This is a genomic window from Paenibacillus sp. H1-7, assembly GCF_022354825.1.
In the GTDB taxonomy this organism is placed as follows: domain Bacteria; phylum Bacillota; class Bacilli; order Paenibacillales; family NBRC-103111; genus Paenibacillus_S.
This window is the reverse complement of record NZ_CP031168.1, coordinates 849,203-862,654: the sequence shown is the minus strand read 5'-3', so window position 1 is coordinate 862,654 and position 13,452 is coordinate 849,203. Positions and strand designations below refer to the sequence as shown.

Here is a 13,452-nt window from a genome sequence, read left to right as displayed (position 1 = left end):
CTCGCAAGAACACCTAGCCCTCGCGGCTTAAAACCCAAACGGAAAGGTCATCTCGCGCAGCACCGCCAAGAAGACCTTCCCGTCGCTGTTTTGCTATTCATGTATAATCAGCTGAATGATGCTGGAGATGATGGCCGCCTGACTAATCGAAATGATAATCCGTTTGCGGACACCCTCCTTGTTCGATGTGCGCCGGTTGTCGAACATGTTAATGATTAAGTATCCTGCTGCAAACAGACAGACGAACACAAACACAAATATCCCCATTGTAAGTACATCTCTCCCTAAGTTGATTCGTTTCTTTGTTACTCTTGGCCTGGCTGAAGCTGAAGATTCGGGTCATAATCGGCAACGACCAGCACATCGGCATGCCGTGACAAGCGCAGCAGCTTTTTGACCAGCGAGCCGTGCCACCACTCCTGCCACACGGTCTGCCCCGATTGGCCGATGATTAATTGCGTAGCCTTGTACTCCTTGGCTTTGGCTACGAGCACGTCGGCAATTTGGCTGCGGTGATCCGCGGCCTGCATCTCGAACGTTCCCCCGAGACGCTCGGTCAGCTTTCGGATTTGCTCCAGTCTCTCTTCCAGATCATCCGGCTGCTTCCTATGCTTGGTCTGCACATAAGTGACATACCAAGCCGCCTTTAGCCGATGCGCGATCCGGAAGCCTCTTCTTACGAGCCGCTCCGCCTTAGGCGTGCTGCTGACACCGACGTAGATGACCTCACGGCGACGCCACGGACCCCGTAGAGAGCCTTTGCGCTCCAGCGATTCCAGGCGTTCGTCTACATCATCGGCGATTTCCCGAAGCGCCAGCTCCCTGAGGGCGATAAGATTGCCCGTCTTGAAGAAGTTGCCCAGCGCCTGGTTCACTTTGTCCATCGCGTAGATTTTGCCTTCCTTCATCCGCTGCTGCAACGACGCTGGAGCGACATCGATCAGCTGTACTTCATCCGCAAGCCGCAATATACGGTCCGGTACGGTTTCCCGGACACGGACACCGGTCATTTGTTCCACCGCATCGTTCAAGCTTTCGAGATGCTGCACGTTGACCGTGGAAATGACGGAAATGCCGGCATCCAATATTTCCAATACGTCCTCATAGCGCTTCTTGTATTTGCTGCCCGGCACATTCGTATGCGCCAGCTCATCTACGAGAACAATTTCCGGAGCGAGACGGATAATCTCGTCCGTATCCATTTCTTCGAGGCGGGTTCCCCGGTAATCAATGACCTTGCGGGGAATCGTGTCCAGTGCGCCGATCTGATCTTTGGTCTCCTTACGGCCGTGGGTTTCCAGCAAGCCGATCTTTACCGATACGCCTTTGCGTAGCAGATCGTTGCCCTCTCGCAGCATCGTATAGGTTTTGCCTACTCCGGGCGCGGCACCGATATATACCTTAAGCCGTCCCCGTTTGATCTGCTGGATCCGCTTCTCCACTTCCTTCATGCTGAGCCGGCGGTAAGGGTCGTCCGCCTGCCTTGTCATCCGGGCCGGAAGAATCCGTTCTCCCTCGTGCTCCGCCCGGTCCGCAACGATGAAGATGTCGATATTCTTCGTCCGCTTCAGCATGTCGTGAACGATCGAGCCTTGCCACAGCTCCTGCCATCGCGTTTGCTTGGAATGGCCCATGACGATTCTCGTTACATTGTGCTCGATCGCATAATCTACCAGCCGCTTCGGGAGTGCCCGGCGCGAGCCCAAAGGAAGCTCCTCGAAGCTTCCGCCTACCTTCTCGGTCAGCTTCACGATCGACCGTTTGAAGGCGGCCTCCTCCTTGGTCATCTCCCGCTTCCCCTTGAAGGTTACGACGACCAGCTCGCCGTTCAGCCGCTTGGCGATCTGCTGTCCGCGGCGCACGTGGATCGATCCGTTCCAATGGTATTGCGCGGACACGAGAATGCGCTCTGCGGCGCCTGAGGGCCCCAGGAGCCCCATTTCCTCGCGGTGCTTCTCCAGCGTGTCGTTCACGCCTTCGGCAACGAGACGAAGCGCCAGCTCCCGCAGCACGGCCAGGTTCCCCCGCTTGTAAATATCCGCTTCGCAGCTGAGCCGCATTTGCCCTTCAGCCGCACGGGTCAGCAGCGTTTCCGGCGTCACGTCGATGAGCACGACCTCATCCGCCAGCTCCAGCGTGTCGGCTGGTACGGTTTCGCGCACTTCGATACCGGTCCACCGTTTGGCCAGCTCCGTCGCTCCTTCCAGCTCATACACGTTGATCGTCGTAATAACGCTTATGCCATGGCTGAGCAGCTGCTTGATGTCATCCAGACGGGTAGGGTAACGGGCATCCTTGCGGTTCCGGTGGGCCAATCCGTCAACCAGAACAACCTCGGGATTACGCTTAAGCAGCGCTTCCAGATTCAAATCCTTCTTCTCCGTACCTTCCTTGCCGTGCCAATGGATGCTCGGCACCCGCTCCAGGTCGCCTATTTGCTCTACCGTCTCCGGCCGTTGCATCGTCGAGACCGCGCAGATAACCACATCGATCCCCTGCTGCTTGAGCGCCTGCCCTTCACGGAGCATGTGGTAGGTTTTGCCGGAGCCGCTGACAGCGCCGATGTACACCTTCAGTCTTCCGCGATGGAGCCTGGAGATGGATAACAGTATTTCCTCCGGCGTTTTCCCTCTAAAGGTTTCCATGGCATCCTCCCGGATTGATAAATGACACCGTCTGCCGGCAAGCTATTGCACCCTGCCCTCTACCAAAAAGGACACTTCGTGGCTCGGCGTATGAATCACTTCATCCGCTCCAAGGCCTTTATATACGAGCCTCGGATTGCTATTGTGCGTGATAACGCATATATCTTGGGACGTCCACGTTCTGCATATTTGGATAAACCGGCAGCATAAATTTAAGGAGCTTTCGAATAAAAATACTTTGCCGATGGGAAGCTCGGGTAACACCCATGATTCATATTCGTTCGTATCAATGAAAATAATATGCTTTACGCCAATCCGGGCGAGCCGGCCCTGCTCTCCCTTGCTGTTTGTTATGACGGCGAAGGGAATTTCTTTGGACATGAGCATCCGGATGAAGCTTTCTCCGGTTTTGTTTGGTGCCGATACAAGAATGTACTCTTGCGTGGCGTTCATCGATCTCTTCCTCCTATTCTCCCTTGAGGAGGCAACCGTTATCCCCGGGAGACGCACAAATCTGCCATTTTTTATATCCGCAAATTTTGGCCTCATCCCTGACGGCAACGAAAATTAGTATCGTCCGTTTCCGAGGCAGCAAAAAAGAAGCCTGCGAGAAGAGAACTCTTCTCGCGGCTTCTTTAAGAGCACAGCATTCCGCTGTGCCTGCACACGATATTAGTTGCCTCTCCCGATACGCTTACGAGGTTAGCTGTCGGATTCGGGCGTGAGAGTCGCCCTACTTGCACCCTGGATTAACCGCTCCTGCTGCAAGATTCACCCCATGAGCCATTTGGCTCGTCGGTTCCCCCGATCCTTAAGACCTATAGCCCAAGGACTCAGCGATTCATTTTGCTATGTTTGAACGCAAAAAAGACCACAGAGGCATAAGCCCTGTGGCCGTAATAAACGATCACAAGCTTCATCATCCTCTCTCATTGACATGTCCGCTTTGCTTATAAACAAGCCATGTCTATCCACGCTGACGAGGTTAGCTGTCGGATTCGGGCGGTGAGAGTCGCCCTACCCAAAGCATTGCTGCGAATGCCTTGGGATTCACCCCTAGCAATACCCGAACGGCTCTCACACCGTACGCGCACCGCTTCGTTGGTTCCCCCGCTTTCCAGTTACGGAAATTGAGCGATCAAGAATCGAAACTACATTAACAAATCATGAATTGTATATTACGCCTGTTGCTCCTTTCTGTAAAGAACACCCGAGGGACTTGTGCGATGATATAAAACGAATTCAAATCATGGTAACGCTTACTTAAAGATCGATCTCTAGAATACTGCCTCCTGCTCACTCATTCTGCATTTTTCGTAAATCGTGACCCCTTGTCCGAGCCGTCGCATGCTTTGTTGCCCCTTCACCGTCCCTTTTATTTCAGCCAACCCTTTTTCTCGGCGATCTGGATGGCTTCGATCCGATTTTTTGCCTCCAGCTTTTGCATAATTTCCGATACGTAATTACGTACCGTCCCGCCCGACAAGAACAGCTCCCGGGCGATTTCATTCGCCGACATGCCCTGGGCCACCAGCATCAGCACCTCCTGCTCCCGATCCGTGAGCGGATTCTCCGCCTCCCAGAACGAGAAGGCCAGCTCGGGACTGATCGCTTTGCCCCCGGCGTGAACTTTGCGCAGCGCGCTGCTAAGTTCGTCGATAGGCGAATCCTTAAGCAAGTACCCTTGCACTCCCGCCTTCATCGCCCGTTGAAAGTAGCCGGCACGGGAAAACGTCGTCAAAATGACGACACGGCACGGATGCCCAAGCTCCTGCAGCCGCTCGGCGATGTCGAGGCCGGTCATCCGCGGCATTTCAATATCGAGCAGGCACAAATCGGGATTCAGCTCCACAATCATGCGCAGCGCTTCCTCCCCTTGCTCCGCCTGTCCGATGATTTCGATATCGTCCTCCAGATCGAGAAGAGCGCTCAGGGCGCCCCGCAGCATTCGTTGGTCCTCTGCAATAATCACTTTCATCGTTTATTGTCACCTGCCTGTTGATTCTTCACGATATTGGGTACGGATAGTGTGACCTGCGTCCCTTTTCCCGGTTCCGATTGCAGCTCCAGCCTGCCGTCGATCAAGTCGAGACGTTCCTTCATCCCTACCAGTCCATGGCCGGAGGGCGATGCTGCGACAGCCGCCTCCTGCAGTCCGACGCCGTTGTCACGGACTGTGACGGTAATTTCGCTTCGGTCTTCCTGCACAACAATCCCACAGCATGTCGCTTTGCTGTGCTTGACGACATTCGTAACTGCCTCTCGCAGACACATGCCGAGGATGTTTTGGATGACAGGCGACGCTTTGAGCTGCGAAGCATCTCCTTCCACGGTAAGCTCCATATTGGCTGCAGCTAATATCCGTCCTGCATGCTGAATTTCCTCCGTCAGCGTCACCGCATTCATTCCCGATACAAGCTCACGCACCTGCTTCAGCGCAGCGCGAGCCGTCATCTGAATATCCCTGACTTCCTGTACGGCACGCTCCGGCTGCTTCAACACCAGCTTTTCCGCGAGCTCGCTTTTTAACGTGATCAAAGATAACGTATGTCCCAGCGTATCGTGCAAATCCCGGGATATGCGCTGCCTTTCCTCTATTTGCACAAGCCTTGCTATTTCCTCGTTGGCCGAATGCAGCTTGGCCTTAAGCTCCCTTGACCTCACACCGGCACGGAGAATGAACGGCAATCCGATCATCAGCGCCGAGGAAGGGATCATAAGCACCAGATCGCTCCCGGTGAAATGATGCGTATGTGAGCCGAATACAAATACAAACAAGAGCAGCATAACAGCCATGCCCGAGTAAAATTGCTTCCTGGAGGGAAGCAGCCCAATGATCGGAGCCGCATAGAAGCCCATGAACCAAAAGGTGATATCGTAGCGGAAGCATAAATAGACCACGATGCCGTACATCAGAAGCACATACAGGAGCCGGCGCGGCACATCCCTGTACGAGGCGATATTTAAGGCTACAAATAATATCAATAAAGGAAAACCGATCCACATTTCGGGAACCGGCTTTTGCAGCATGCTGTAGATGGGAGCAGCCATATACACCAGCCAAATCATTTGGAAAATACTGATTCCGCTGCCGAAAGGCTCGGACGCTTTCTTGAACATCGCTTATATCGCTTCCTGTCTCTTGATTCTATAGGAAGATAATACCATAAAGACGGCGGCGTAAGCAGCAAGCAGAGCAATGCCTATCCAATCCGGAGAAGCTCCCGCCACCATATTCCACGCTCCTTGTCCGTACCGGTACGAAGGAAGCCATTCCGCAATGTGCTGCATTAGCGACGGCATGGACTGAATGGGCATCCAAAGACCGCCGAGCGCCGACATGACAATGAAGATCACCTGTGATATCACTTGTACCACCTCAACGCTGCGGATAGTCCCTATGAGCGTTCCAAGAGCAAGAAAGGGGAGAATGCCGATCCAAATCCACAACCCGCAGGAAAGCCATTGTACGAACGTCAGCTCCACTCCTTTGAACAGACCGCCGATAAGAAACATGAACACAATCGTGCCGAGATTTATAACCGACTGAGCGGCGATTTTTGAAAATACATACGCTCCGGACGGAAGCGGCGTGATGCGCAGCAGCTGCACCCAGCCCTGCTTGCGCTCTTGCGCGAACCGGATGCTGATCGTGTTCATACTCCCCCCGATGACTCCGAATACAGTCATGGACATTAAGTAATACGCTTTCCATTGAATTCCGCCGATATTCATATTCGCATCCATCGTGCTTGTAAATATAAAGTAAAAGATGGCCGGCATCAGCAAAGCCGTCACAACGAATTTCCGGTTTCTTAGCGTACGCAATATTTCCGCCTTGCATTGAGCTATCATGCCCGTCATCAGGTTCATCTCCTTTCAAATTCTTGCTCTTTGGCTTCATGATGCACCAGCTGCTGGAACGCCTCTTCCAGACCGCCGCTTCGGATCTCGATATCTTTGGCTTCGAGCTCATGCAGCACAATAGCCTTGACGAGAAGATCCGTATCATCGCTCACAATGCTCACTCTGCGCCCGTGCCAATCGGTCCGGCGGACTCCAGGCAGACGCCGGACGGTTTCGTCCGTTACGCCCGCTCCCGCTGTAAACGACAGCGTCCGTCCGCTAACGGACGCTTTGATGGATGCAGGCGTGCCGTCTGCGATCAGGCGCCCGTTATTTACGACCACGATGCGGTCCGCAATGGCATCCGCTTCCTCCAAATAGTGCGTCGTCAATATGATGGTGCGTCCGCTCCCGGCCATCTCTCTTATCGCCTCCCAGAACGTGCGCCGCGACGTCACATCCATTCCGACCGTCGGTTCGTCCAGGAACATAATCGACGGATCGCCCGCCAGAGCCAAGGCGAAATTCAGCCGGCGCTTCTGGCCTCCGGACAGCGAAGTCGCCATCTTGCCCTTCTCCGCCTCCAGATCGGACAGCTTCAGCAGCTGCTTCATGGACAGCGGATTCGTGTAATAGTGGCGGAACAGCTCGATGGTCTCTCCTACCTTGAGCCCGTCAATGACGTTCACATCCTGCAGCATCGCGCCCAGCCGGTTTTTGACATGCCGGTCCTGTGGGCTCCCGTCCAGCAGCCGGATCGTGCCCGACGTCGGCTGCTGCAGCCCGAGCGTCATCGACACCGTCGTCGTTTTGCCTGCACCGTTGGGCCCGAGCAGCGCGACGACGCTGCCTTCTTCTATCGTCAAGGACAGATCGTCTACGGCAATCTTTCCTTTATAATGCTTGCTCACATGCTCCAGTTGGATAGCCGGATTCATTTCGTTCACCTCGTCGTTTATTTCATGTACTTAGTGTAAAGGCGCAGCGCCGGTTAAGGTATTCATGAACGTCATCGATTTCATATGACATTTGTCATCCGAACAACACAAAGACCCCCATCGGGGTGATGGGGTTATCGGATGCTGCAGCTACTAGAAGCGGATCGTCCAGCCGGGGCGGACTTGACGGCGGGTGTAGGAGACGCCGTGGACCTTCAGTCCGCGCGGATCGAGCAGCGTAATAATGTCTCCCCGCTGCTTGAGGAAATCCGGCTGTCCCTCCAGCTCCAGCGTCCTGAATTGGCCGGGAGCGATGCCGCCTGACAGCCGGTATTTTTGCTTCAGCTTGTTCGCGAGAGACCATCCGTCCAGCAGGACGGTTTGTTCCGAAGCGTTCAGCAGCGTGACCGTCGCGAAGCCTGCCCGTCTCGCGGGCAGGACGACAGCGCCGACAATGGTAACGGCTTCCTCCGGTGCCGTTATGGCATTTGGAGACGGGCCATGCTCTGTCTGCCCGTCCCAATCGAGCGGACTGCCCGTCCGGTCGTCCGTATGCCACGATTGCGATTGAAACGCGAGAAAGATCGCGATCCAGCGGCGATCCGCCGGGAAATGGATCAGCAGGCCCCCGTCCCGATATACGCCGTTATCCTTAGCGTAGGAGCCGGAATTGCCTTGATTCATGTGAATATCATGAACTCCGCTGCCGGGAACGAAGCCGAACACGGTGTCCGGCAGCTTCGGCTCCGGCCCCCATGGATCGCCATACGCATACAGCACGGCATCTTCGCAATCCATAGCGCGTTTGATGTACATTTCCAGCTTCTCGTTTAAATCGTTATCCCGTCCCGGGACATCAAACGCAAGCGGAACCAGGTTCCGCCGGTCGAACAAGTTACCGCGAATATAATCCAGCGCCATGCCTCCGGGCCGGTTCGGCAGACGTGTAAAGCCGAACGGCAGCTCAGGCAGGCCCGCCGTCACTTCATGCTCGAACCATTCGTCGGTGTAATACAGCAATTCCGATGGATGAAGCTGTGATTTTACGTTTACGGCTATCCGATATTGTACTCCTCCGGCTATGCCATGGATCTGGAAATGGGGATGGGCTCCCGTTCCCGCCTTCCGGCCGATCGCTTTGCACTTTAGCACTCCGTAAGCAATGCTCATTTGTTTCTCCTCCCGATGTTCCGGCTCCGTTGCCAGTCTCTGTATCTATCGTTTACGAAAACGATGGGCAAGTCAACCGTTTCGGGATTTTCATAGCATACGTGTAACTTTTGAAGGCAAACCACAGTCTATAGTATGATAAGAAAATGCGACTTGCGGAACCATGCTCCGCTTCGCAATTCAAATGAAAACGATAGATTCATCAAGGACAACGGAGGAATTATGAAAAAAACATCTTTAACCGCTTTGCTGCTTGCTTCATCTCTTGCTTTATTTGCGGGCTGCGAAAGCTCCAAGACGGACTCGGCCGCCAATCCATCCGAGACGCCTCCGCCGGCTGCGCAAAACAACAATACGGCCGCTACACCGCCTGCCAATCAGGCGGGAGGGACGCCGAAGCCCGGTTCAAGCTCTACACCGACACCTACCCCTTCCTCAACTCCTGCTCCTGGAGGGTCAGCGGGAAATAGCGATAAAGGGAAAACCTCGGACGCCGGCAAAGGATCCATCCAGGTCGTGGCCAAGCCAGAAAGCATTACCGTACTGGTGAACAAGCAGTTCTCCCTTCCGGATAAATACGCGCCTGCGGATCTCGTATACCCTGACGTTCCTTTTACCTTTAAAGAGAAAATAGAGAAACGCCAAATGCGTAAGGAAGCTGCAGGGGCGCTGGAGAAAATGTTTGCCGGCGCCAAAAAGAGCGGCATTTCGCTGGCCGGTGTATCCGCCTACCGCTCCCATGCGACACAAACAACATTGTTCAACAACTACGTCAAAAAAGACGGGGAAGAAAAAGCGAAGATGTACAGTGCGGTTCCCGGAACAAGCGAGCACGAAACCGGACTCGCCATCGACGTATCCGGCAGCGACGGCAAATGCGCCGCACAGGACTGCTTCGGAGGAACGAAGGAAGCCGAATGGCTTGCCAAGCACGCTCAAGAGTACGGCTTCATCATCCGCTATCCGAAAGGCAAGGAGTCTATCACCGGCTATCAATATGAGCCATGGCATCTCCGTTATGTAGGAGAGTCCATCGCCAAAGAGATTGCAAGCAAAGGCATCACGATGGAGGAATATTATAACGCGGTTCCTGTATCCAAGTAGCCGCTCCCGAAGACGCTATTAAGTGTGAGGCGCGACTATTATTACAGAAAAGCTCCGAACCGTATTGAACGACTCGGAGCCAGGCTGTTGACTCCCAACTCGTTAGTGTACCCATCCGTTGGTGAACGTACTTGAGTTGCGGACCGTAAGTCCGTTCAGATTGTCGAGTATTTTTACTCGAAAATGCCTTAGGGGGTAGGCGGGGTATCTGTTGAAGGAGCGCATGCGCTCGGCTTTGTTTTCAGAAAATTGCCGCTAGTAAGGTTTCTCGGCAAGCTCTATGGACCCTGAATCCGCTATTTTACCAAAAATGGCTCAATTTGCAGGATGATCGGACTACAGAACCTTTATTTCGCGGAAATTCACTTGTTTTCGAGGTAAAAATAGCAAATAACGGCCTCTCGGTCCGATCGCTCCCCAAAAACATCATGATTTCACGAAATAACGGATCTCCTGTCCGATCCTTCGCAGCCTGTCTGAAGGGGCGTACCCCGCCATCGGAGTATACAATCAAAATTCGATTTCCTTTGGTTTCTCAGCAAAAAAGCTCCGAACCCGTATCCAACGGTTTCGGAGCTTTTTCCCTTATTGCTTCGTAAGAATCAGAGGACCTTCCGCCGTAATGGCGATAGTATGCTCATACTGCGCCGACAAGCTTCCGTCCACGGTTCGCGCCGTCCATCCGTCGGCATCGACTTTTGCCTTAAAGCCGCCGATATTGAGCATCGGTTCAATCGTAATGACCATGCCCTCCTTCAATCTCGGGCCTTTGCCCGCCGGGCCGTAATGCGGCACCTGCGGCTCCTCGTGCATTTTGCTGCCGATCCCGTGACCTACGAAATCCCGCACTACGGACAGCCCCTCCGCCTCGGCATACACCTGAATCGCATGGGAGATGTCCCCAATCCGATTTCCTTCTACTGCCTGCTCGATTCCCTTGTACAAGGCTTCTTCCGTAACCCGCAGCAGTTTGTCAGCTTCCGGCGACACGCTGCCGACCCGATACGACCAGGCGGAGTCTGCAAGCCAGCCGTTCAGATTCACTACCATATCGATCGTGACGATATCGCCGTCCTCGTATGGCTTATCGGTAGGGAACCCGTGGCATATAACATCGTTCACCGAGGAGCATGTCGCGAACGGATACCCATTATATCCTTTTTGCTCCGGTGTTGCGCCATGCTCCGCCAAAAACTTATCGACGAATCGGTCGATATCCAACCCGGTAACGCCCGGCTTGATTAGCTTGGCAATTTCTCTATGACAGGCGGCAAGCAGCTTGCCGGCTTCATGCATAAGCTCAATTTCGCTTTTTGTTTTAATAACCATCATCGGCTTTATCACTCCCGGTTTTTCAAATTCCACTGTATATCCTTTTAGTATAACAGCTTTTGGGGTAAAAGATGATGGAGGACCGGTGAACTTTTTCACGGTCCGGAATGAACTGAGGAGCGGCAGGAAACGATAAGGAAAAATGCAGCCGGGAGGGATAAGCCATGAACGGTTTTTCCTATTATTTTCATCACTACTGGCTTTCGTCCGTACTCATTGTAGGACTTATCGGGGCAGCCATTCTTGTCTATAAAAATTGGGACCGGATTATTATTAAGGGCAGCGGCCGAAAGTGAGCAGTCACTCCTACACGTTCTATCAGCCCTGATTACGGCCCCGCCCGAAAAAAGAAAAAAAGCCTGAAAGAACGAATTCTTTCAGGCTTGCCGCAGCGCTTTATACAAGCGCTTTTTTGGCGATATCGGTACGGTAATGCTTACCTTGGAAACGAATGCGGTCCGCGTCTGCGTACGCTTTGGCGCGGGCATCGGCAATATCCTTGCCAAGCGCGGTAACACCGAGCACACGGCCTCCGTTCGTCACGATCTGACCGTCCTTCAGGGCAGTGCCTGCGTGGAAGACGACGGAGCCTTGAACCTCGTTCAAGCCTTCGATAGGCAAGCCTTTCGGGTACGAGCCAGGATAGCCTTCCGAAGCGAGAATGACGCATACGGCGGCTTCATCGGACCATTGAATATCCATTTGCTCCAGATGGCCATTCACGGCAGCAAGGAAAATATCGAGCAGATCGGTTTTCAGCCGCGGCAGCACGACTTGGGTTTCCGGGTCGCCGAAGCGTGCGTTGAACTCGATCGTCTTAGGCCCTTGCGGCGTGATCATAAGTCCCGCGAACAGCACGCCGCGGAACGGGCGGCCTTCGCTGACCATCGCAGCCGCCGTCGGCTTGATGATCGTTTCGATCGCTTCGTCGATCACGGCTTGCGGAATATGCGGCAGCGGCGTATAAGTGCCCATACCGCCGGTATTCGGTCCCTTGTCGCCGTCAAATACGGCTTTATGATCCTGAGCCGGTACCATCGGACGGACGACGCTGCCGTCGACGAACGACAGAATCGACATTTCCTGACCGGTGAGGAACTCCTCGATCACGACCTGATTGCCGGAATCGCCGAAAATTTTGCTCACCATAATATCGTGAAGCGCCTTCTCCGCTTCTTCCATCGATTGCGCTACGACGACGCCTTTGCCGGCCGCAAGGCCGTCCGCCTTAATAACCGTAGGAATCGATTGCTTGCGCAAATAGGCAAGCGCGGCTTCATAATCGTCGAACGACTCGTAGGCAGCGGTAGGAATGTTGTATTTCTTGAACAATTGCTTCGAGAACACCTTGCTCGATTCTAGAATCGCGGCATTTTGACGCGGTCCGAAGACCGGGATGTTCTTTGCTTCCAGATGATCCACGATCCCTTCGGACAACGGATCGTCCGGTCCGATAACGACCAGATCGATCGCATTGTCGATGGCGAATTCGCCGATCTCATTGAACTGATTGACCTGCAGCGGGATGCATTCCGCAACCTCGGCAATGCCGCCGTTACCCGGAGCGCAGTACAGCTCGCGCACCTTCGGGCTTTTCTTCAGCGCCCAGCAAATCGCATGCTCGCGGCCTCCGCCGCCAACTACTAATATCCGCACGGTATTAAGCTCCCCTTTACTGTTTGTTCACAACAAGCAGCTCGGTTTCGCCGCTTCCGATTTGAATCGTTTTGACAAGCAAAGAGATTTTGTTCTCTTCGTTCAGCGCCTTCCAGTACACGTCGGCGATTTCACGAATGTCGTCGGACAGAGGAACCAGCGCCGGCTCGCCCTGGAACGACGGCAGAGGGTTGCCGTCTCCTTGGTACGTATGAATGCAATGGCCGTAGCCTGGAATCGCTTTTTCGTAAGTATACGTATGACGAAGCGTCTGGTCTTCCACATTGTCGTTCGATTTCAAAATCGACAGCTTATAAGCAAATTGGCCGTCCTTCCGATCGACCAGTCCGCTGATGCGCGGCGTGAAATTCGGTGTGTCCGGCTCATAAGTACGGGTTGCAAGCGCCGATTCGAACGTGCCGCCGGATTGCAGAGCTTCATAGATCGTATCGGTTTGGTCCCCGTTCGTAATGATATGAGCTCCGTCCACATGTCTTGCCGGATAGTAAATAATAAGCGAAGGATCCGTCAATTTCGCGGGATCTTTGGCTTCCGTGCGTACAAAGCCGTTGTCTTCCTGGATAAACACCCGGTTGCGGCTGTTTTCGCTGCGTCCCATGATCCAGTACACCTGTACGAGTCGGGTACCGTCCGGCGTTGCGCCAATCACGATACCGCGGCCCGGATACACATTGTTTTGCAAGCTGTTCAAATATTGATCCGCTTGAGCGGCTCTTGTCGTTGTCACGGTTTATATCCTC

At 53.9% G+C, this 13,452-nt stretch carries 12 protein-coding genes, 1 pseudogene and 2 riboswitches; of the genes and pseudogenes, 2 read left to right on the top strand and 11 right to left on the bottom strand.

All coding sequences use genetic code 11. The annotated features are described in order from the left end of the window. Positions 1-93 precede the first annotated feature (93 nt). From DVH26_RS04080 to DVH26_RS04045, 8 genes and pseudogenes are all read right to left on the bottom strand, one after another. Positions 94-267, bottom strand: a complete 174-nt coding sequence (locus tag DVH26_RS04080; RefSeq protein WP_239631369.1) for a hypothetical protein — start codon at positions 265-267, stop codon at positions 94-96. Positions 268-305: 38 nt separating this feature from the next. Next, positions 306-2,645, bottom strand: a complete 2,340-nt coding sequence (locus DVH26_RS04075) for a universal stress protein (RefSeq protein ID WP_239631366.1) — start codon at positions 2,643-2,645, stop codon at positions 306-308. Positions 2,646-2,687: 42 nt separating this feature from the next. Further along, positions 2,688-3,098 carry a hypothetical protein gene (locus DVH26_RS04070; RefSeq protein ID WP_239631364.1) on the bottom strand — a complete coding sequence of 137 codons (411 nt, stop codon included), beginning with the start codon at positions 3,096-3,098 and terminating at the stop codon, positions 2,688-2,690. 222 nt (positions 3,099-3,320) lie between these two features. Beyond that, a riboswitch (cyclic di-AMP (ydaO/yuaA leader) is annotated at positions 3,321-3,494 on the bottom strand. 109 nt (positions 3,495-3,603) lie between these two features. Then, positions 3,604-3,792, bottom strand: a riboswitch (cyclic di-AMP (ydaO/yuaA leader). Between the two features lie 228 nt (positions 3,793-4,020). Continuing rightward, positions 4,021-4,623 (bottom strand): response regulator transcription factor, encoded by a 603-nt coding sequence (locus tag DVH26_RS04065; RefSeq protein ID WP_239631362.1) that lies wholly within the window; start codon positions 4,621-4,623, stop codon positions 4,021-4,023. After that, positions 4,620-5,765 carry a sensor histidine kinase gene (locus DVH26_RS04060; RefSeq protein WP_239631361.1) on the bottom strand — a complete coding sequence of 382 codons (1,146 nt, stop codon included), beginning with the start codon at positions 5,763-5,765 and terminating at the stop codon, positions 4,620-4,622. The genes DVH26_RS04065 and DVH26_RS04060 overlap by 4 nt, the downstream gene beginning before the upstream one ends. 3 nt (positions 5,766-5,768) lie before the next feature. Beyond that, positions 5,769-6,509, bottom strand: a complete 741-nt coding sequence (locus tag DVH26_RS04055; protein ID WP_239631359.1) for an ABC transporter permease — start codon at positions 6,507-6,509, stop codon at positions 5,769-5,771. A gap of 5 nt (positions 6,510-6,514) precedes the next feature. Continuing rightward, positions 6,515-7,429: an ABC transporter ATP-binding protein gene (locus tag DVH26_RS04050; protein ID WP_239631356.1), complete on the bottom strand. Its 915-nt coding sequence runs from the start codon at positions 7,427-7,429 to the stop codon at positions 6,515-6,517. Positions 7,430-7,972: 543 nt separating this feature from the next. Then, a pseudogene (locus DVH26_RS04045) lies at positions 7,973-8,599 on the bottom strand (DUF2278 family protein); the annotation flags it as partial. A gap of 222 nt (positions 8,600-8,821) precedes the next feature. Here DVH26_RS04045 and DVH26_RS04040 point away from each other — a divergent pair. After that, a complete protein-coding gene (locus DVH26_RS04040) occupies positions 8,822-9,703 on the top strand; it encodes a M15 family metallopeptidase (RefSeq protein ID WP_239631354.1) in 882 nt (293 codons plus the stop codon). 585 nt (positions 9,704-10,288) lie between these two features. On the opposite strand, the gene map is transcribed toward DVH26_RS04040, so the two are convergent. Beyond that, complete coding sequence (gene map / locus DVH26_RS04035; protein WP_239631351.1) at positions 10,289-11,035, bottom strand: type I methionyl aminopeptidase; 747 nt, start codon at positions 11,033-11,035, stop codon at positions 10,289-10,291. A 164-nt stretch (positions 11,036-11,199) separates the two neighbouring features. Here map and DVH26_RS37035 point away from each other — a divergent pair, with 164 nt between their 5' ends. Continuing rightward, positions 11,200-11,331 carry a hypothetical protein gene (locus DVH26_RS37035; RefSeq protein ID WP_275590448.1) on the top strand — a complete coding sequence of 44 codons (132 nt, stop codon included), beginning with the start codon at positions 11,200-11,202 and terminating at the stop codon, positions 11,329-11,331. 100 nt (positions 11,332-11,431) lie between these two features. Here the strand turns inward: DVH26_RS37035 and purD are convergent, their stop codons facing one another. Then, positions 11,432-12,691: a phosphoribosylamine--glycine ligase gene (gene purD / locus DVH26_RS04030; RefSeq protein ID WP_239631349.1), complete on the bottom strand. Its 1,260-nt coding sequence runs from the start codon at positions 12,689-12,691 to the stop codon at positions 11,432-11,434. A 16-nt stretch (positions 12,692-12,707) separates the two neighbouring features. Next, positions 12,708-13,439 (bottom strand): IMP cyclohydrolase, encoded by a 732-nt coding sequence (locus DVH26_RS04025; protein ID WP_239631347.1) that lies wholly within the window; start codon positions 13,437-13,439, stop codon positions 12,708-12,710. Between the last annotated feature and the right edge of the window lie 13 nt (positions 13,440-13,452).